Raw genomic sequence first — 18,850 nt, forward strand, 5'->3', positions numbered from 1 at the left:
ATCCTGTTCGTTACTCAGACAATCATGAGCCCCGATGGTCGAGGCCGATATCCAGGATCGGCGCGCTGTGGATGAGTCGGCCGACCGAAATCAGATCAACGCCGGTCGCGGCAACCGCTCGCGCTGTATGCGACGTGATCCCGCCAGAAGCCTCGGTGATAGCGCGGCCACCGACCATTGCGACGGCGCGGCGAAGATCGGGGAGGGACATGTTGTCGAGCAGAACCGCATCGGGAGCGAAGCCAAGTACCTCCTCCAACTGGGCCAGAGTATCGACCTCGACTTCGATCTTGACGAGATGACCGGCCGCTCTTCGTGCTCGCTCGAGCGCTGGCCGGACGCCGCCTGCGATGGCGATGTGGTTGTCCTTGATCAAAATTGCATCGTCCAGGCCGAAGCGGTGATTGGACCCGCCACCTGCGCGCACGGCATACTTTTCGACTGCCCGCAATCCGGGCGTCGTCTTGCGGGTGCAGACGATCTTCGCGCCATATCCACGAACCGCAGCGACCATCGATGCCGTTGCTGTGGCGATGCCGCTCAGATGGCACAAAAAATTGAGTGCCGTCCTTTCGGCTGTGAGAATGGCCCGGGCCGGGCCAACCACTGATGCAATGACCTCTCCATCCACGACATTGCAGCCGTCTGCCCGCTCCACGGAGATTTCGACACCAGGATCAATCAAGCCGAAAGCGAGCATCGCCAGATCGATGCCGGCGACAACTCCGGACTGTCGCGCCACCAACACGGTTCCCGCTTGGCATTCCTTCGGGACGATGGCGTCCGTGGTCAAGTCGCCGGCTCTGCCAAGGTCTTCAAGAAGAGATGCCCGTACAAGCGGCTCAAGCAGGACCGTGGGGAGCGGTGAGAGCATCATCACTTTGCACCTTCGGAGCTTGGCGAGTGTCCGAGTTCCCGCGCAGCCGCCAAGGCGGCTTCGAGCGTGATTTCGGACCGTCGGGCGGCAGTCGCATGATGAGGAAAATCTGTCCGGTAATGAGCGCCGCGGCTTTCTTCGCGCAACAAGGCGGCAACAGCAATCATTAGCCCGACAGCCGCCGGATCCGAGGCCGCATCCTTGCTTTCGGCGAGCGGCAATAAGGCACGCGCGGCTGCTTTCAACGCTTGACCATCCCGGACGATGCCGAGTGCGCGCGACAGAAAAACGCGCACGGCTATCGGAGCGGGCGGTGGGTAAACGTTCGCAAACGCAGGCCTTGTTCTGCGCGCAGGCGTTCCGGCGACGCTTTCAGCGACCCAGCGGGCGCACACGATTGCCTCCGTCAAGGAATTGCTGGCGAGCCTGTTGGCGCCATGCAGTCCTGTCGAAGCGACTTCGCCGCAGGCCCACAGCCCCTTGACGGAGGTCCTGCCCGAGCTGTCCACGGCAACGCCACCCATGTGGTAGTGTTGGGCCGGACGAATGGGGATGAGATCGCGCGCGGGATTGATGCCCGCTCCAAGGCAGGCTGATGCGATTGTCGGGAAATGTCGAGCGAATGCCGGGCCTGGCCGTTGTCGGGCATCGAGAAAAACATGGTGGCCGTCCGCAAGATGGTTCCACACGGCGCGGGCCAAGACATCGCGAGGCGCAAGTTCCGCCCCGGGCACGCTCTGGAGAAAAGCCTGGCCGGTTTCATCGATCAGGGCAGCACCTTCGCCTCGCACAGCCTCGCTGACCAGCGCCATAGGGCGTTCTGGGCCGTCAAGCGCGGTCGGGTGGAACTGAATGAATTCGAGGTCGGCTAGGACAGCTCCAGCGCGGGCCGCAAGCGCAAGGCCTTGTCCGCAACTGCCCCAAGGGTTCGTGGTGTCGAGAAACAGTCCCCCGATGCCACCGGTGGCGAGGACGACCCGCCGTGAGCCGAAGAAGAAAGGTGCGATCGAACAGCTCGCCCAGACGCCTCGGATCGCATTCTCTCGCACGGCGAGCCGGCGCGCTTCCACGCCCTCCACGACAACTATCGACGGAGTGGAACGCACAGCCGCGATCAGCGCACGCATGATCTCACGCCCGGTGCCGTCCCCATGCGCATGAACGATGCGACGTCGGCTGTGTGCGGCCTCCAATCCGAGGCACAGTGATCCTTCCGGCGTGCGGTCAAAGCGAACCCCAAAGCCCGCAAGCCCCTCTATGGCCTTAGGCGCGGCTTGGAGGATGCGGCTCGCCACGTCTCTGTCGCAGAGACCATCCCCGGCGGCAACCGTATCGGCCAGGTGCATTGCCGGATCGTCGTCTTCGCCGAAACTTGCAGCCAGGCCCCCCTGGGCCCAGGTGCTCGAGTTGTCAGCTCCCAGCAGCGACCTTGACAGAAGAAGCACCGGCTCCGGCGACAGTTGAAGCGCGGTCATCAGTCCGGCGATGCCGCCGCCGATGATGATGGGCCGCCCGAAGAAGCTGCGGGGGTCGGCGCTCAAACTGCCAGCATCCGTTCGACCGCTAGCCGCGCGCGCCCGGCGATCCCGGGTTCGACGGTTACGACATGGTGGTTCTGCTCGAGCGCCGTGCGGATGTTGGCAAGCGTGATCCGCTTCATATGCGGGCACAAATTGCAGGGCCGGATGAACTCGACCTCTGGGTGGGCTAACGCGACGTTGTCGCTCATTGAGCATTCCGTCATCAGCACGACACGTGGCGGCCTTTGCCTTTCGACATAGTCGGACATGGCAGCCGTCGAGCCGGAAAAATCGGCTTCAGCCACGACGTCGGGCGGGCATTCGGGATGGGCGAGCACGACCACGCCGGGATGGCTTTCGCGCAACTCGCGGATGTCGGCCGGTGAAAAGCGCTCATGCACCTCACAACGCCCTTTCCAGGCGATGATCTGCACATCTGTCTGGGCGGCGATATTCTGGGCCAGATATTCGTCCGGCAACATGATCACCCGGAGAACCCCAAGGGATTCGACGACCGCCTTGGCGTTGCCGGATGTACAGCAGATATCCGACTCGGCCTTCACTTCGGCGGACGTATTTACATAAGTGATGATCGGAACGCCGGGATAACGCTGGCGCATCAAGCGCACGTCTTCTGCCGTGATTGAGTCCGCCAACGAGCAACCGGCGCTGAGATCCGGAATGAGCACGGTCTTGCCCGGATTGAGGAGCTTGGCCGTTTCGGCCATGAAATGGACGCCGGCCAGCACGATGACTTGCGCCTCGACCGTCGCAGCCGTGCGGGCTAGTGCCAAGCTGTCGCCGACGATGTCGGCCACGCAGTGGAAGATCTCGGGCGTCTGATAATTGTGCGCCAGGATGATCGCGTTGCGCTCGCGCTTCAGCGCAAGGATCGCCTCGATATCCTCGGCGAAAGCCGGCCATTCAATCGGCGGGATCACTCGTCGGACGCGCTCGTAGAGCAACGCGGCCGTAGGCAGCATGGCGCCCATCGACCCCCTCCCGCTTATACTCTAACTGAAAATAACCAGCATATACTTGCTGTGAGTATAAGGGATGTCAACCCCGCGCCAGCGGCAATTTTGTCCCGGCGATGAGCCTATCGTCCAGAACGGCGTGGCGGAAACGGAAAAGCTTCGCTGGTCGGCCGCCGGTCTCAGTGGTGGCCTCTCCGGTCTCCTCGACCAGCTCCTGCTGTTCGATCAGTCGGCGAAAGTTCGGCTTGTGGATGAGCCTGCCGGCGAGCGCCTCCACGGTTCGCTGCAGCTGCAAAAGCGTGAAGACCGGCGGCATCAGCTCAAAGACGACTGGGCGGTATTTGATCTTGGAGCGCAGCCGCGCAATGCCGGTCGCCACGATGCGGCGATGATCGGCGACCATGGACTTGCTGGGCACCAGCGGCGGGGGTCCTGCGTCCCGCCCTCTAACGGCCTCTTGGACCAGGCCTGCTTCGTAGACTAACTCATAGCGTTGAAGCGTGAGTTCCTCGTTCCAAAGGCGGTCGTCGAAGCCAAAGGCTATCGTCGCCCGCTGCCAGCGTTCACGTCGCGTGGCCGAATCGCCAACCCCGTTTGCCCATTCGATCAGGCGCGGCCGCAGAACGTCCAGCACGACCGCAGGCGTGCCGGAGCGGTGGTCCTCCCATGGAAAATATTCATACCAACTCTGCCATCCGCACTTGGGCGAGCCCGCTGCCTGTTCCTTGCGCGTCAATGCGAGATAGCTGATGGAGATGACGCGCTGCTGGCGCTCGGCGCCGATGCGATCCCGATCCGCGAACGTGTAGAGTTGCTCAATGTACCCCAGCCGATGGCCGGTTTGCTGCTCGACCCACCCCCTCAAGCCGGATTGCAGCGATCGGTGCTCAAGCGCAAAGGGACCGGAGGGCAAGGTGTCCGCCTGGCCGATGGTGAGGACACAGGGTTGACTGCCGTTTACGGCGACCACAAAGGCGATCAAGTCCACTTTGACGTTGTCGGCCTTGCCGGCGGCTCTGTCTTTCCTGAGTCCTATTGCCTGATCGTCCATTATTTGGCCAACTCGGGGGCACCTTAATCGATTTAGTGTAAGCGTGCCAATTGGCACGTCAACACCCCGCAGCTGCATGGCCATTTTTTTGCTCTTCGCACCTGCACAAAAATGTGCCAAAGGCGACAGCCGCAGCTGGTAACGTAGGGGAAGGAGGGTCCCATGAGCGCTTATGGTGACACCAGGGCGATCACACCGCCGGATATTCGTTCGCGCAAAGGTGGGACGCCGCTCGTCTGCCTTACCGCCTACACCACCCCAGTCGCCCGGCTTGTCGATCCCCATTGTGATGTGGTGCTCGTCGGCGACAGCGTCGGCATGGTTCTCCACGGCCTGCCCTCGACGCTCGGCGTCACGCTGGAGATGATGATCACGCACGGCCAGGCGGTGCGCCGTGGCATCAAGCAGGCGCTGATGGTGGTCGACCTGCCGTTCGGTTCCTACGAGGAAAGCCCAGAGCAGGCTTTCCGCAATGCCGCGCGCGTCATGGCCGAGACCGGCTGCACGGCCGTCAAGCTCGAAGGCGGCGAAGCGATGGCAGAGACGATCGGCTTCCTCGCCGCACGCGGCGTGCCCGTCATGGCCCATGTCGGATTGACGCCGCAGGCCATCAACACCATCGGTGGCTACCGCGTACAGGGCAGGGGCGGGGATGCCGAGCGCATCAGGCGCGACGCAATTGCGGTGGGCGAAGCGGGCGCCTTTGCGGTCGTCCTGGAGAAGGTTCCTGAGGCGCTCGCCCGCCGGATCACCAAGGAGGTGGCGACCCCGACCATTGGCATCGGTGCCTCGGCAGCCTGTGACGGCCAGATTCTCGTCGTCGACGACATGCTGGGCCTCTTCGGCGACTTCCGGCCCAAGTTCGTCAAGCGCTATGCTGAACTCCGGGAGGCGGCTGCGGCTGCGATCGCTTCCTATGCGCGCGAGGTGAAGGAGCGCCAGTTTCCCGCCGCAGAGCACGTGTTTGCCGATGCGCCCAAGCCCGCCGACACGGACGCCACCAAGAGCGGAGAAGCAGCGTGAGCGTGCCGATCGTCAGGAGCGTTGACCAGCTTCGCGAAAGCGTCGCCGCATGGCGCTGCGAAGGTGTGAGGATAGCCCTGGTGCCAACGATGGGCGTCCTGCATGAGGGCCATCTCAGCCTGGTGCGCGCTGCACTCGAGAAGGCAGACCGTGTGATAGTGACGCTCTTCGTCAACCCGAAGCAATTCAACAGCCAGGCCGATCTTGCCGCGTATCCCCGCACCGAGGACGAGGATGCCGCCAAACTGGCACCGGTTGGCGCGCACCTGCTTTATGCGCCAGATGCAGAGGAGATGTATCCGGCGGGCTTCGCCACCACCGTTTCGGTTTGCGGTGTCAGCGAAGGCCTGTGCGGTACATTCCGGCCGGGGCATTTCGACGGCGTGGCGACCGTCGTCGCCAAGCTCTTCCTGCAGACCAGCGCTGACTTCGGCTTCTTTGGCGAAAAGGACTTTCAGCAAATTCACCTGGTCAGGCGCATGGCCCGGGATCTGGATATTCCAATCACCATTGTTGCCTGTCCGACAGTCCGTGAAGCCGACGGTCTTGCGCTATCATCGCGCAATGTGCGGCTCTCGCCAGCGGAACGCGCTGTTGCTCCCAAGCTATCATCGGTCCTGCTCAAGACGGCTGAGCGGCTTGAGCGCGGCTCACCCATCCTGCCAACGCTTGCAGAATCTCGCGCAGCAATTCTGGCTGCAGGCTATCGCGAGGTCGAATACCTGGAACTTCGCGATGAGGCAGATCTGCACCCGATAACAAGCCTCGATCGACCGGCACGGTTGCTTGCCGCCGCCTGGCTCGGCGGCACACGGCTCATAGACAACGTCAGACTATTTCGGATTGGTTCAACAGATTAGCCACGTTCTCGGCACGCGCCGTATTCGTCCGGGATCATCTAAAACAAGGTCTCTGCCTGGCATTGAGCGTTACGGAGGTTACGCACAGGACACATGCATCGCGTGTTTGAGAACTTCGTCGAGCAACTGTCTGCAAGTGTTGATGCTGCCGATCTCGGTGAGGCAATGGCCTCCGCTGCAGCCGGCTTCGACTTCCCGCTATTCGCCTATTTCACCTACCCGTCAGCCTCCGGCGACGCCCCCCAATTGATTTCAAACTATCCTTCATCCTGGACGTCACGTTATCTGCAACAGCGGTACCACAGTCTCGATCCGGTCATCCTGCGCGGGCTGCAAGGCTGGGATACATTCGATTGGGGTGTGGATCGCGCTCGGCACGGTCTGCCGAATTCGCAGCAACAAATTCTAGAGAGTGCGGCTGAGTTTGGCATCTGCGGCGGCCTGACGATGTCCATGCATGATCATCTCGGCCGGTTTGCTGCCCTGACCTTTGCTTCCGACGAGTCCCGTCCGCCTCTGTTGCGGTCACTGGCACGTTACGAAAAAGCATTGCAGCTGGTGGCCATCAACTTTCATATCCATGTCCGGCGAAGGCTCGCCGATCATCGCGTGGTGGATGGTGTAACGCTCACCCCGCGGGAGTTCGAGTGCCTGAAATGGGCGGCGCGCGGCAAGTCGGCTTGGGATACTAGTCAGCTTCTCGGCGTCTCAAAGCGCACCGTGACCTTTCATCTGGAAAACGCCAAGGCAAAGTTTGGCGTTCGAACGATCAACCAAGCCGTTGCACGAATGGCTGCCTCCGGCCTGACGAGATCCTGATTCTCAGCCACGATACCTGTAAACCTCTACAGGCTGCATCGCTGTCAGCTTTGCCCTTCGATGGCGGGAACACATCCCACATGGAGGCGACCATGATGCAACTGATAGCACCAGACTTTTACAGTGATTTTGCAGGCGAGCTCAAAGAGATGCACGGGCTCAGGTTTCGGGTGTTCAAGGAAAGGCTCGATTGGGAAGTTGATACCGAAGACCAGATGGAATCCGATCCGTTTGATGCTCTCAAGCCTGTCTATCTGCTCCTCAAAGGATCCGACTGGCGAATTCGCGGTTGCGTGCGTCTTTTGCCCAGCACCGGACCCACAATGTTGCGCGACACCTTCCCGGTGCTGCTGGGTGCTGACGTCGTGCCCTCGACCACCGACATATGGGAGAGCAGTCGTTTCGCGCTCGATCTTCCTCCGTCGGCGCCCAAGGCAGCGGGCGGGCTGGCTCAGGCGACCTACGAGCTCTTCGCGGGCATGATCGAGTTCGGCTTGGCCAAGGATCTGACCCGGATCGTAACGGTGACGGACACGCGCATGGAGCGGATCCTCCGCCTTGCTACGTGGCCATTGTCGCGCATCGGAGAACCCAAGTGCGTCGGCAAAACGGAGGCGGTGGCTGGGTTTCTCGAGATTTCCCACGCGAGCCTTTTGCGCATCCGCAGCAGGGGACGTCTGAGCGGACCGGTACTGTGGCAACCGGTTCTAGGCCCGTCAGCATAGCGCCATTGTGGACACCTGTGCCATGAAGGATGCTGGTTTGCCCAAGGAAGCGACGGTCGGCCTTGTATGCTGGCCGGACTGGCGTCGCCAGGACGCTTACCACTACGCCAGACGATTGCCACGCACTGGCTGGGCCTGGGAGTTTCTTCGGCGCAATCCACAATTCCAGCGCGACCACGCCAAAATGGCACCGTCCGCCTGCTTCGTCGGAACCCAGGCCGACATGAAGATAATCGAGTTGACGACAGAATCAGCTTTCCTAAGACAATGGAGCCTCCTTTTTCGCGGACGCGCCACAGTCGGACGCTACATCGGCGAGGGTCTTTTGGGATCCGCGCGATTGCGCCTGTATTCTACGAGCGGCCGCGGAGCCGCTGGGGCTCGACCACGATTTTGAACCGCTTCACCTTTCTTCGCTCTCATGCTGCAAGGACATCCTGCTGACAGCTGCGGGCATGCAGCACGTGCTGCTGAGGGAGAACTGCCGGAGTCTGCAGATCGCCGTTTCCGGTGCGTCCGTCCTCCGCCCGTTGCGGCTATATGTCGACGCAATCCTTCAGCCGCAGCACCTCAAGTTCCATGTCGCTGCCCTTCAGTTCCTGAACGACATCAATGATTGCCGCCGCGTGTCAGCTGCTTGCTTTCCGCCGGAACACCGCGGAGCGCGTCTGCGTATTGTACTGCAGGCTTTGGATGGCTCGCTGGCGGGAGCATCTCATCAGGAGGTCGCCATTGCCTTGTTCGGGAGACGCCGTGTCGAAGAAGATTGGCGTCATCCAGGCGGCCATCTTCGCGATCAGGTACGTCGCGCCATCCAACGCGGCCGCTACCTGATGGGCGGCGGCTACAGACAGTTCCTGAGGTAATTGGAGTGGTTGCGATTGTCTTATACGAACGCGCAACCTCCATTTTCTCACTGCAATGGTGCGTTGCACAAAACGTGGCAAGCGCCTAGTTCTTCCGCGGCGAATCGGGTTTCGGCGAAACACCGGGACCCAACTTCGTCGATAAGTGCATTCATGACCTGAGGACCCCGATGACCGTTATGAACTCCGACAAAGCCGGCGCTGCAAGCCTTGAGACAATCGCGCGAAACGGCAGCATGCTGCGTCGCATAGCCGTACGCATTCCGACCTACCTGTCGGATATTCGCGAGAACCCGGCGTGGCTGCCCATGTTCATGTTGGCGCGCACCATGCCGGCACGGAGAATGCACTGGCGTGGTGCAAAGCCGGTCCGAAGGCCGCAAAGAGCCCAGGACACGATGTTTGCCGGTGTCAATTGCCACGACGTTGTCGACGCGCTGCGGATGGATGGGCTTTTTCCCGGCCTTGTCCTGCCTGCAATGGTGGCTGAAGATGTAGCCGCATTCGCCAGGTGCACACCTTGTTTCGGCAATTTCGATCGCCGACTCGAGTTCATGCCGGCGGAGCATGCGGAGGCTGAGGCGCGATTTGGCCGTCCGTTGCTCAGCGGCCATTATTTCGAGCGCATTCTGGGCTGTAAGTCGGCCGTTGCCATCCAAAACGATCCGCTGCTCATGGATATCGCGGCGCACTATCTCGGCGGCCAGGCGACGCTGATCACGACGCGCGTCTGGTGGAGCTTCCCGACCGGCCAGGCGTCGGACGCGGACAAGAACCTGGCTTCGCTCGGCAAATACCACTTCGACCTGGACGACTGGCGGATGCTGAAGTTCTTTTTCTATCTGGTGCCCGTCGACGAGGGGACCGGCCCGCATATCTATGTTCGCGGCAGCCATGATCGCCGCGCCCTCAAGCACCAATTTACGCTTGTCGTCGGCCATCCAGCGCAAGAGATTCTGAACGTCTACGGCAAGCAGAGTCCGGTCACGCTGACCGGCAAGGCCGGTTTCGGTTTCGTCGAGGATCCGTTCGGGTTCCATATGGGCACCGTGCCGTCGCACAGGCCACGGCTGATGATGGAAGTTGGCTTCGGCGTTTCTCCTCCATCGCGCCGCCGCTTCCATGGCGAGCCTGTGATCCGCTGATTTCGAAAAGTCCCGAAACAGCCTTCCCGTTGTGAGGGAAAGATAAGGCTATGCCGCCAATCGATCTGTTCCGGGCCAAAAGCGGTTGTCTGCACATGCCCTGAACTTGGCTGGTGCAATGAGTCTCGCCATTGCTCCAGCCAGCGCATCAGTGCCTGTTTAATCGAGGTTAGATGGCAGTGCGCCCAAGAGATCCTCCTCGATATCGCCTGCCGCGCGAAGCCTCAGATGCTCTTCGAAAACCTCCTTTACGGACCAAGTCGTCTCGGGTCTCCTTTGAGTGGCCGGAAGGTGGTGCACAGCCGTATCGTGCTTCGGGATCCTGAACGAAGGCGAGGGGCGGTTTGTTCCTCGCGGGGCGCATGCAGCGGTGCCGGCATGACAGCTTCGTCTTGGATCCCGATGCTCGGCAACGTCGGCGGTGAAGGCTCTGTCTAGGCGGCTTACGTGACTCCAATGCAGGAGATCGACCATCTCCTGTCGAGCACATTCGTTGGCGATCACCGTCGCGGCGCTACGGACGCCGCGGCACCTGCGATCAATGCAGTTTGCCGACTAGCCGAGCGTATTCGGCTTCAGCCCTGCCATATGACCCATCTGCCAGCGCAATTAGACGCGCGCGATCAAGAATGACTACCTCTCCTCGCATTGAGCGTATCAGACCTTGGCCCTCCAAGGTTTGCAGCGCTATGGTGACGCCGGGCCGCCTGACACCGAGCATAACTGATAAGAACTCGTGCGTAATCGCAAAGCTGTTCCCGTCGACGCGATCATCACACATCACCAGCCATCTTGAGAGCCTGTCGACTATGTTCATCCGGGCATTGCTGAGCGCGGTGAAGCTTGCCTGGAGGTGAAAGTAGTGAACGTAGCGGAGCAGAAAGGTTCGCAAGGTTGGGCTTGTCAGAAGCGCCTTGGTGAAGAGGCCCGCGTCGATAACAAAGGCTCGGGCTTCTAATTGGACGTAACAATCGTGCGTTGACCGGTCATCGCCCATGATAAGCGCTGAGCCGGTCATGCCCTCACAACCAATGATTCCGATCTCAGCTTCGATACCAGGCCGCAGCTCGCCCACCACTGACCCGAGACCGCTCTCGAAGAAGTACACGGTGCTGATTGGTGACCCCGCCACTTCGAGATGCGTCTTCAGCCCAAGGGAGACGCTTTCGAAATGAGGTTGCAGCAATGCCAAATCTGCCGAGCACATTCGTAGCAGCAGCGAATTGCGATAGATCGAATTTTGGCCGGTGTCGCGTTGCGCGGCAGTGTGAGTTTGTGAACTGGAGTCTGTCATAGCTCCCTCTCCCTATTGGGGCGGAAGCATGTTGATCGCTCACAGCCGACGGACGCCCTTAGAGTTGCCGTCGATGGCACACTGTATGCCTGCCGACCGCGGATGTCCCATTTTTTAATCAATTACGTTAATCGCCCGAGCCAAGCTTTGGCGCACCCGCTCTAACGCGGCATTCAGATGCTCCAGAAATTCGTCATCGCTTTTGGTCGCCAAGCCGACTTGTCGAGCGCGAGTTACAATGCGCTCCTGGAGTGAAACCGCTGTCTCATAGTGGTCCACGATCATCTGAAATGAAGCGCTCATTGGGGCGGATTCAAAGAGCTGTGCCATTCTGGCAATGTAGTTCCAAGATGATGAGAGTCCATGCGGCCGCCGCTTGGGTAACAATCGTACAATATACCTAAGACTGGCCGCGCTCTTTGGTTATCCTCCCAGAAATCCGTAGCCTCGCGAGGCGCAGCTTCTCTTCGCCCTCCGACCTCGTGACCGGCGGACCAGTCCCGGCTTCAGCCATTCGGCCTTGTTCTTCTTATGCTCCTTCGGGACCGCCGACCTCGCCCTGCACACGATTCCACAGCGTTTGCCTCTTGTAGGCCTTGAAGGCTACTATCGGCCGCCCTTGTAGGGCCGCTTTCAGCCATGATCACCTCGGGGCGCTGAACGAAGCGCGTGCTTGTCGACTCTGTCGGTCGTCGCAGACGCTTACGGAGGCCTCACCGCAGAGGGCGATGCGAACTCCGGCTCGACGACGGCTGTCAAATCAGACTGCTGTGGATGCACTACCACCGATCGGTACTAGGATTCTCGACCTCGGTAATAAGCTGGTCTGTACAGCTAGCGACCTTCCTGCCTAGCAATATCAAAAGTCAAACCCCGCCGAAGATGCATATGCCTGGCAGCACGCGTCGGTCTTTGGCCACGCATCTGCCAAACCGAAATCAAGTAGCCCGCCATCGCGCGACCCTCAACGCGATCTTGATCATTGCAGTGGGGCAATAACTTATCTCTTTGGAGCTTGGTGGTGATATATAGGCGCTCAAGCCAGTGCTAATATTGCATGGAGCTAAAATGCCCGCTAAGATTTCTTGGGTGTTAGCTGGCGGGTGTTTGATGCGGTTTCATCGTCTAGGCGCGGTCGCTCTGGGTCTGGCGTCCTTCATCAGCAGCGCTCATGGCCAAGAATCCTGCGACCCTAACTACACAGGCGCCTGTGTTCCAATCGCCAGCGATGTCGACTGTTCCTCCGGAAAGGGCAATGGTCCCGCATACGTACACGGGCCGGTCTCTGTCGTAGGCACCGATATCTATGATCTTGACCGAGACGGCGACGGAATAGGTTGCGAAAACGGCTAGAGGAGGCAAGTCGCCCTCCAACTTCATGACGGCACCAGCCCATCCGCTGTTTATGGTAACGGTCACCTCCGAGTTGAGGGTGAGCAACGTTCCCAGCCATTTGCATCAAATATCAGGACCTCCTAAATGCGACTTATGGCGACTCTGCGGTACGACGGTCGAACACCGTCCACGTCTCATCCGTCTCCTGCCATACGTTTGTCAGTTGGTAGCTGATTGTAGAATGTGCCAGTAACTGGGGATGCTCATTGCGTTCCACGTGCGCGAGCCCTGATGCGCGTCCGTTATTTTTACTCTCCGGTCACGATTGAGACCACTGGCCCGGGCGATGTTCCCCGAGAAGAACAAAGAGGTAGATGGCGCCGGCATGGTCCCACCAATGCTCTCCCCTTGTGAACGGCATCCAAACTTTTCGGCGGGCTTGAACAGCGGCCACCTTTGGCGGCTGTCGAGGGCTGATGATAGATTCCATTCCAGCTCTTTCTAATGTGTCGTCCGAACAGTGAACGAAAGTAGAACATATAATTCAAGCGCGAATTGACTGTGAGAGGGATGAGCTGCAATTTGGGTCAGGCCTGACGCTGGTGGAAGACGAAATTGCGGTGGCGACTGGAAGCTCAGCGATGCCCCAAATGAAATTGGGCAGCTGGTGCTGTCCGCTGCGGCACTATGATGTCAGACGATGGTATCGGCCGAATGACCTGGGGAATCTTCGGGGACGTCGAGGCCGACGTGGTCGGAAGCAAACTGAGTTGCAGGCGATGCGGCAGGAACGAGTATATGCAAGCTGAGACGCCTGTCGCCGTCTCCGCGTTCCAGGCCGACGTTCTCCGCATTCCGAGGCCTGGTGAGCGATACGGGTGCGCCTGAGTGTCAATGGCGCATCTACCAACGGCCTGGTACGCGATTCACCGCCGTGCGAGCTGATCGAAACTGGCTTGGTCGATTGCATCTTAATAGCGCCGCCCATCAGGAAACATTTTTCTATCGTTTGCGGTTGGGGCCGCATGACGCGATTGTCGGACGCAACAAGCCAGCTTGGCAATCGGCAGTAGGCTGTCCACACTGTACTCCCTAGTGTCCAATACATACCTAACGAGACCGCCATGCCGTCACCTCCAGATTTCACCGACGATTTTCGCTCCGGGCTGATCACGCTGCTGCGCTGGCGCAGGGATGTGCGGCGCTTCGAGCCGACGGCTCTGCCGGAGGGTACGCTGGAACGCCTGCTCGAGCTCGCCAGCACTGCGCCCTCCGTTGGCCTCAGCCAGCCCTGGCGCTTCGTAGTCGTCGAGAGCCTCAAGCGGCGCACTGCCGTGAGAGACTGCTTCGAGCGCTGCAATGCCGAGGCGCTCACGCGCTTTTCGGGAGAGCGCGCCGCACTCTATGCCCGGCTGAAGCTTGCCGGGCTCGACGAGGCGCCCTGTCAGTTCGCGGTCTTCGCCGACCGCACGACCCGACAAGGCCATGGGCTCGGTCGCATGACCATGGCGGCGACCATCGACTATTCGGCCGTCATGGCGGTGCACACACTGTGGGTGGCGGCGCGGGCGGAGGGCATCGGCATGGGCTGGGTGTCGATCCTCGATGCCACCGAGATGGCCGAAATTCTCGACACGCCGCCCGAATGGACGCTGATCGGCTATTTCTGCCTCGGCTATGCCAGCGAGGAGCACGACATGCCGACCTTGGAACGCGAATGCTGGGAACATCGGCGGCCGCCGGTGGTGATCAGGCGGTAGTGGGGCTGCCCATCATTCGCCTCTTCCCTGGCGATGAGCTTGACGCAGATCGGGTCGCCCTTCGCCACATTGCCATTCCGACCGAAGCCGAGGTTCGTGTTCTTGCAAAGGCCAGGAAAGAGCAGCATGACAAGCGCGACCGCAGCGAAGATGGCGCTTGCGACAACCGGGCTGAAGCCGGGCATGGAGGTGGTCGACCTCTGTTGCGGGGCGGCTGTGCCGATCGCCACGATCGCCCGCCATGTCGTCGCACTACGCCGACCAACTGGAGGCCGCGCAGCGCCGGCTGACCGGCGCCGGCGCGACCAATTGCGAATTCGTCGCCGGCTACGCGCTACGAACTCGCTACTCTGGTGTCACGCCCCGTCGAGTCTTCACGGCCAACGCCTTCGACGGCGTCCCGGACCGACCGCGGCTGGCACGTGCCGTGCGCGAGGCGCTCGCCCCCGGCGGACATTTGTTATCGTCAACTGACACCGGCAGCCGCGCGAGACGACGACGGTCCTGAAGCGAACTCAGGCTGTCGCCAAGACAGACCATCGCCGATGCCCAAGTCGGCGGCACCATGCTCCTAGATGCCGACTGCCTGACAAAGGGTCGCAGGCCCGTCGTCCGTCCACTGTCCAAGCCCTCCTGGCCTTTCCGAGGCCGTGATCCTGCCGCGGGTGTGAGTTTGCGATCCTCATAAGAGCGTCAGGCGCGAATAGAAGTTTGGGTCGTGGCTCCACAGCCGCCGACCTATCCATCGGGTGGATGGTAGTTATCACAACAATCAATTTTACCAATATTATGGAATTCTACTACAAGGCCGCCACTTAAAGCGGCCGGACGGGTATCCGTCTCGCGTGGGCTGGTGCTGCCCGCAAAGATGCGGAGACGAACATGTGCGGGATTGTTGGCATCGTTGGGCAACAGCCGGTGTCGGATCGGTTGATCGGCGCGTTGAAGGGTTTGGAATATCGCGGCTATGATTCCGCCGGCGTTGCGACGATCATCGAGGGTGCCTTGCACCGCCGGCGCGCCGAGGGCAAGCTCGTCAATCTCGAGACGCGACTGAAGGAAGAGCCGCTGAGCGGCAACGTCGGCATCGGCCACACGCGTTGGGCAACCCACGGGGCCTCGACCGAACGCAATGCGCACCCGCACTTTAGCGACGGTGTCGCCGTAGTCCATAACGGCATCATCGAGAATTTCACCGAGCTGAAGGACGAATTGGCGGCGGATGGCGCCGAGTTCCAGACCGACACCGACACCGAGGTCGTTGGGCATCTCTTGGCAAGATACCGCCGAGAGGGCATGAGGCCGCAAGAGGCCACGCGTGCCATGCTGAAACGCGTCAAGGGCGCTTATGCGCTTGCCATCCTCTTCGAAGATGAACCGTCGACCATCACGGCGGCGCGCAACGGACCACCGCTCGCGATCGGTCACGGCGACGGCGAGATGTTCCTGGGCTCCGACGCGATCGCCCTTGCTCCCTTCACCAATGAAATTACCTATCTCATCGACGGCGACTGGGCCGTTGTCGGCAATTCGGGCGCCCATATCTTCGATGTCGACGGCCGTCCCGTCGAGCGTCCGCGCCATATCTCCACGGCCGCGGCCGATCTCGCCAACAAGGGCAACCATCGCCACTTTATGGAGAAGGAGATTTACGAGCAGCCCGAGGTCATCGCCCATGCTCTCCGTCATTACATTAACATCATAGACAGTCGCGACATGGTTCCTGGCATTGATTTCGCCAAGGTCCCGAGCTTGGCGATCTCTGCCTGCGGGACCGCCTATTTCGCCGGACTGATCGGAAAATACTGGTTCGAGCGCTATGCGCGCCTGACGGTTGAAATCGACGTTGCGTCCGAATTCCGTTACCGCGAGATCCCGTTGCCGCCGCAGTCGGCGGCTCTTTTCATCTCGCAGTCCGGCGAAACCGCCGATACGCTTGCGTCATTGAGGTACTGCAAGGAGCGTGGGCTGAAAATTGGCGCTATCGTCAATGCCTGCGAATCGACCATCGCTCGGGAGGCCGATACGGTTTTCCCGATCCTTGCCGGACCGGAGATCGGCGTCGCCTCTACCAAGGCTTTTACCTGCCAGCTTGCCGTTCTAGCAGCACTCGCCATCGGCGCGGCCAGAGCCCGCGGGACCGTCCCCGAACACGAGCTGCAGGCGCTCGTCAGGAGCCTCGCCGAATTGCCGCGCGTGATGGGCCACGTACTCGAGTGCATCCAGCCGGAAATCGAGTTCTTGTCGCGCGAACTGTCAAAGTGTCGTGACGTCCTGTATCTCGGCCGTGGCACCAGTTTCCCGCTAGCGATGGAAGGTGCGCTGAAGCTCAAGGAGATTTCCTACATCCATGCCGAGGGCTATGCAGCGGGTGAATTGAAGCACGGGCCGATCGCCTTGATAGACGAGAACATGCCGGTGATCGTCATCGCGCCCCATGACCGTCTTTTCGACAAGACCGTTTCCAACATGCAGGAAGTGGCTGCCCGTGGAGGGCGGATTATCCTCATCACCGATGAAAAAGGGGCAGCCGTATCGAAACTCGAAACCATGCACACGCTCGTGCTGCCGGTTGTCGACGAGATTATCGCGCCAATGATCTTCTCGCTCCCGATACAGCTTCTAGCCTACCACACGGCGCTCTTCATGGGGACGGATGTAGACCAGCCGCGCAATCTCGCAAAATCGGTCACGGTCGAATGATTGTGAACCTGTACAGGTGGCGATGCGCCTCCAGGAAAGCGGTACCCCTTGTCTGGATCCGAAGCCCGGATGAAACCAGATGACCATTGTTTGCTGCAATTGCGAAACTCGGTAGCGGTTACGAGCGGGTCTTTCGCTGCCTCGCCGGTGGAGATTGGCCGAAGGAAGCAGTGTCCTGCCGAAAGTTCGAGTTGCTGTTCAAGAAAGCCATCGGCGAGAATGGTCCACGAAGGATCGCAGGTCGCATGCGCTACGCCGACCAGGCTCTCAGCACGGGCAGCCTTGATACTTGATCAGAAGGAGGTGAGCCGCCATATTCCGGCCCGGCCAATTCAGCGGCCCATCCCATGCATGAGGCCGGTTCGGCCGAATGGACGACCAATTTTTTTTATTGCTAAGTGTGCGCCTCGGGGAGGAATCTCCGAGGGAGCTCCCAGTTCTTGGAGATGTTTATGAAGGATTCGCGCATTCCCGAACCAGTCTTGACGGCTATGTCCCAGGGAACCCACATCGTCCGCGCTTATCGCGAGCACCTTGGATATTCGATCGACGACCTGGCGGTCGCGTGCGGGCTGGCCGCTGAGGAAATCCAAAACATCGAGCGAGGTCTGAGGTACAGCAAGGGCTATCGGGATCGGATAGCGAAATCGCTTTCCATACCTGTGGGAATTCTTGAGTCGGAGTTGGACATTTCGGACGCCGCCTGAACAGATCGGATGATCTGCAATGGGTGGACTAGCTGTTGTGATGTGAAGCTTGCGGCTGATGTCGACGCTTGATTCGATTGATGCGATGCCTTCTGGCGCAGCTCACCGAACAACAAAGCGATATAGCTGCCCGGAGTGCTACGAAACGTGCACGACGGCATCGGCTCGCGACGAAGGACTAACGGCGAACTCTTCCTAGTTCGGCAAGGCGATGCTGGCTTGAGCATCAACTCGGCCTACGAGAGTGGCTACTCCTAGGCTGAATCGTCCACCATGGCGAAGTCGCGCCGCTCTGAAAGTAACATGGCGGGCATCCTGACGTTTCCGGGTTGACTATGGGCGTTCGAACCAGGAAAAGGGGCCGCTCTTCGTGAGTGGCGTGCGCCGGCAGTCTGACCCCCAAGCCCCCCGCCCAGGCTGCCGGCGCGCTTCTAGAAAGATCGAAGTAGCCACTCGCTTGCGCTCTGCCCGCTGACACCTTGTGGTTCCTCCTGCGGGTCCAGCGGACCACCTTGGGTGTCGCCAGTTCTGGTGGTCACGCGCCTCCATTTGCGATCTCGTGTCAGTGAGTGCACCGCAAGCACCCTCTCTGCCAGCCTGAAAAATTCATGGGGGTTGGTGGATGTGGCGCAAGCCCGTTGAAATGACGTAGGATTTGGTTGCTTAAGCCGATCCGAAATTTCCCGGAGACCACACGCACCATGAACGATCTTGCGCTGCCGCTGAGCGGTTTGTCATCAGTCGGCGGCTAGTCCGTCGTCGCCCGTTTCGACGGCGGCATGCTGTCGTCCAACAGCGGCGTTCTGGCCTTGGCCGAGGTGGAAAAGCAGTTGCGGGTGGCCGAGCGTCTGGCGCGTTGCATCGACGATCCGTGCTGCCCGGACCAGGTCGTCCACAGCCTGGCGGACATGATCGACTTTCGCATGAAGGTGATCGCCGCCGGCTACGATGACGGCAACGACGCCAACCGGCTGCGCCGCGATCCGGTCTTCAAGATGGCCCAGGATGCGCTGCCGTCGGGTCGGGATCTGGCGTCGCAATCGACGCTGTGCCGGCTGGAGAACCTACCCGGGGTGCGGGAGCTGGTCGCGATGGGGCGGGCGATGGTCGATCTCTATTGCGCCTCGTTCCGGCAAGTGCCGAAGCGGATCGTACTCGACATTGACGACACCTTCGACGCTGTGCACG

17 protein-coding genes and 1 pseudogene are annotated in these 18,850 nt (G+C 60.5%); 12 read left to right on the plus strand and 6 right to left on the minus strand.

Features of this window, described 5'->3' with window-relative positions:
* Positions 1 to 22: 22 nt before the first annotated feature.
* The 4 genes from nadC to NKH38_RS30115 all read right to left on the minus strand — a co-directional run bounded on the left by nadC (position 23) and on the right by NKH38_RS30115 (position 4,425).
* Positions 23 to 877, minus strand: a complete 855-nt coding sequence (nadC, locus tag NKH38_RS30100) for a carboxylating nicotinate-nucleotide diphosphorylase (RefSeq protein ID WP_023673637.1) — start codon at positions 875 to 877, stop codon at positions 23 to 25.
* On the minus strand, positions 877 to 2,418 hold the full coding sequence (locus tag NKH38_RS30105) for an L-aspartate oxidase (protein WP_352765331.1): 1,542 nt from the start codon (positions 2,416 to 2,418) through the stop codon (positions 877 to 879). The genes nadC and NKH38_RS30105 overlap by 1 nt, the downstream gene beginning before the upstream one ends.
* The gene (gene nadA, locus NKH38_RS30110) at positions 2,415 to 3,389 is read right to left on the minus strand and encodes a quinolinate synthase NadA (RefSeq protein WP_023697792.1); all 975 of its coding nucleotides are present in this window, start codon (positions 3,387 to 3,389) and stop codon (positions 2,415 to 2,417) included. Before nadA ends, NKH38_RS30105 begins: the two co-directional genes overlap by 4 nt.
* Positions 3,390 to 3,456: 67 nt before the next feature.
* Positions 3,457 to 4,425: an NUDIX hydrolase gene (locus NKH38_RS30115; RefSeq protein ID WP_023673634.1), complete on the minus strand. Its 969-nt coding sequence runs from the start codon at positions 4,423 to 4,425 to the stop codon at positions 3,457 to 3,459.
* A 162-nt stretch (positions 4,426 to 4,587) separates the two neighbouring features.
* On the opposite strand from NKH38_RS30115, the gene panB reads away from it, so the two are divergent.
* The 7 genes from panB to NKH38_RS30150 all read left to right on the plus strand — a co-directional run bounded on the left by panB (position 4,588) and on the right by NKH38_RS30150 (position 9,863).
* Positions 4,588 to 5,448, plus strand: coding sequence for a 3-methyl-2-oxobutanoate hydroxymethyltransferase (gene panB / locus NKH38_RS30120; RefSeq protein WP_023707031.1), 861 nt, complete (start codon positions 4,588 to 4,590; stop codon positions 5,446 to 5,448).
* Positions 5,445 to 6,308: a pantoate--beta-alanine ligase gene (gene panC / locus NKH38_RS30125; RefSeq protein ID WP_023740408.1), complete on the plus strand. Its 864-nt coding sequence runs from the start codon at positions 5,445 to 5,447 to the stop codon at positions 6,306 to 6,308. Before panB ends, panC begins: the two co-directional genes overlap by 4 nt.
* A gap of 93 nt (positions 6,309 to 6,401) precedes the next feature.
* On the plus strand, positions 6,402 to 7,127 hold the full coding sequence (locus NKH38_RS30130) for a LuxR family transcriptional regulator (RefSeq protein WP_023708081.1): 726 nt from the start codon (positions 6,402 to 6,404) through the stop codon (positions 7,125 to 7,127).
* 92 nt (positions 7,128 to 7,219) lie between these two features.
* Entirely contained in the window at positions 7,220 to 7,852 is a 633-nt protein-coding gene (locus tag NKH38_RS30135; RefSeq protein ID WP_023707030.1) for an acyl-homoserine-lactone synthase, read from the plus strand.
* 22 nt (positions 7,853 to 7,874) lie between these two features.
* Positions 7,875 to 8,249 carry a transcriptional regulator domain-containing protein gene (locus tag NKH38_RS30140; protein ID WP_352461172.1) on the plus strand — a complete coding sequence of 125 codons (375 nt, stop codon included), beginning with the start codon at positions 7,875 to 7,877 and terminating at the stop codon, positions 8,247 to 8,249.
* 58 nt (positions 8,250 to 8,307) lie between these two features.
* Positions 8,308 to 8,718, plus strand: a complete 411-nt coding sequence (locus tag NKH38_RS30145; protein ID WP_023673629.1) for a DUF2285 domain-containing protein — start codon at positions 8,308 to 8,310, stop codon at positions 8,716 to 8,718.
* Positions 8,719 to 8,888: 170 nt separating this feature from the next.
* On the plus strand, positions 8,889 to 9,863 hold the full coding sequence (locus tag NKH38_RS30150; RefSeq protein WP_352765327.1) for a hypothetical protein: 975 nt from the start codon (positions 8,889 to 8,891) through the stop codon (positions 9,861 to 9,863).
* A 538-nt stretch (positions 9,864 to 10,401) separates the two neighbouring features.
* Here NKH38_RS30150 and NKH38_RS30155 read toward each other — a convergent pair.
* Positions 10,402 to 11,157 (minus strand): Crp/Fnr family transcriptional regulator, encoded by a 756-nt coding sequence (locus NKH38_RS30155; protein WP_023731597.1) that lies wholly within the window; start codon positions 11,155 to 11,157, stop codon positions 10,402 to 10,404.
* A gap of 1,125 nt (positions 11,158 to 12,282) precedes the next feature.
* Positions 12,283 to 12,597, minus strand: coding sequence for a hypothetical protein (locus NKH38_RS30160; RefSeq protein ID WP_023685563.1), 315 nt, complete (start codon positions 12,595 to 12,597; stop codon positions 12,283 to 12,285).
* Positions 12,598 to 13,616: 1,019 nt separating this feature from the next.
* Between NKH38_RS30160 and bluB the strand changes: the two genes are divergently transcribed.
* From bluB to NKH38_RS30185, 5 genes and pseudogenes are all read left to right on the plus strand, one after another.
* On the plus strand, positions 13,617 to 14,252 hold the full coding sequence (bluB, locus tag NKH38_RS30165; protein ID WP_023685561.1) for a 5,6-dimethylbenzimidazole synthase: 636 nt from the start codon (positions 13,617 to 13,619) through the stop codon (positions 14,250 to 14,252).
* Positions 14,253 to 14,493: 241 nt separating this feature from the next.
* A complete protein-coding gene (locus NKH38_RS30170; protein WP_198031538.1) occupies positions 14,494 to 14,760 on the plus strand; it encodes a class I SAM-dependent methyltransferase in 267 nt (88 codons plus the stop codon).
* Positions 14,761 to 15,134: 374 nt separating this feature from the next.
* A complete protein-coding gene (gene glmS, locus NKH38_RS30175; protein WP_023731596.1) occupies positions 15,135 to 16,955 on the plus strand; it encodes a glutamine--fructose-6-phosphate transaminase (isomerizing) in 1,821 nt (606 codons plus the stop codon).
* 452 nt (positions 16,956 to 17,407) lie between these two features.
* Positions 17,408 to 17,662, plus strand: a complete 255-nt coding sequence (locus NKH38_RS30180; RefSeq protein ID WP_031197535.1) for a helix-turn-helix domain-containing protein — start codon at positions 17,408 to 17,410, stop codon at positions 17,660 to 17,662.
* Positions 17,663 to 18,363: 701 nt separating this feature from the next.
* A pseudogene (locus NKH38_RS30185) lies at positions 18,364 to 18,850 on the plus strand (transposase); the annotation flags it as partial.

It is taken from the genome of Mesorhizobium sp. M1078 (assembly GCF_040318615.1).
Lineage (GTDB): Bacteria > Pseudomonadota > Alphaproteobacteria > Rhizobiales > Rhizobiaceae > Mesorhizobium.

Excerpts from the sequence above, each read along its gene's own strand:
- NKH38_RS30135 (WP_023707030.1), top strand. The coding sequence starts at position 7,220 with ATGATGCAACTGATAGCACCAGACTTTTACAGTGATTTTGCAGGCGAG.
- NKH38_RS30130 (WP_023708081.1), top strand. The coding sequence starts at position 6,402 with ATGCATCGCGTGTTTGAGAACTTCGTCGAGCAACTGTCTGCAAGTGTT.
- NKH38_RS30150 (WP_352765327.1), top strand. The coding sequence starts at position 8,889 with ATGACCGTTATGAACTCCGACAAAGCCGGCGCTGCAAGCCTTGAGACA.
- NKH38_RS30170 (WP_198031538.1), top strand. The coding sequence starts at position 14,494 with ATGTCGTCGCACTACGCCGACCAACTGGAGGCCGCGCAGCGCCGGCTG.
- nadC (WP_023673637.1), bottom strand. The coding sequence starts at position 877 with ATGATGCTCTCACCGCTCCCCACGGTCCTGCTTGAGCCGCTTGTACGG.
- glmS (WP_023731596.1), top strand. The coding sequence starts at position 15,135 with ATGTGCGGGATTGTTGGCATCGTTGGGCAACAGCCGGTGTCGGATCGG.
- bluB (WP_023685561.1), top strand. The coding sequence starts at position 13,617 with ATGCCGTCACCTCCAGATTTCACCGACGATTTTCGCTCCGGGCTGATC.
- NKH38_RS30140 (WP_352461172.1), top strand. The coding sequence starts at position 7,875 with ATGAAGGATGCTGGTTTGCCCAAGGAAGCGACGGTCGGCCTTGTATGC.
- NKH38_RS30180 (WP_031197535.1), top strand. The coding sequence starts at position 17,408 with ATGAAGGATTCGCGCATTCCCGAACCAGTCTTGACGGCTATGTCCCAG.
- nadA (WP_023697792.1), bottom strand. The coding sequence starts at position 3,389 with ATGGGCGCCATGCTGCCTACGGCCGCGTTGCTCTACGAGCGCGTCCGA.
- panB (WP_023707031.1), top strand. The coding sequence starts at position 4,588 with ATGAGCGCTTATGGTGACACCAGGGCGATCACACCGCCGGATATTCGT.
- NKH38_RS30145 (WP_023673629.1), top strand. The coding sequence starts at position 8,308 with ATGCAGCACGTGCTGCTGAGGGAGAACTGCCGGAGTCTGCAGATCGCC.
- NKH38_RS30155 (WP_023731597.1), bottom strand. The coding sequence starts at position 11,157 with ATGACAGACTCCAGTTCACAAACTCACACTGCCGCGCAACGCGACACC.
- NKH38_RS30115 (WP_023673634.1), bottom strand. The coding sequence starts at position 4,425 with ATGGACGATCAGGCAATAGGACTCAGGAAAGACAGAGCCGCCGGCAAG.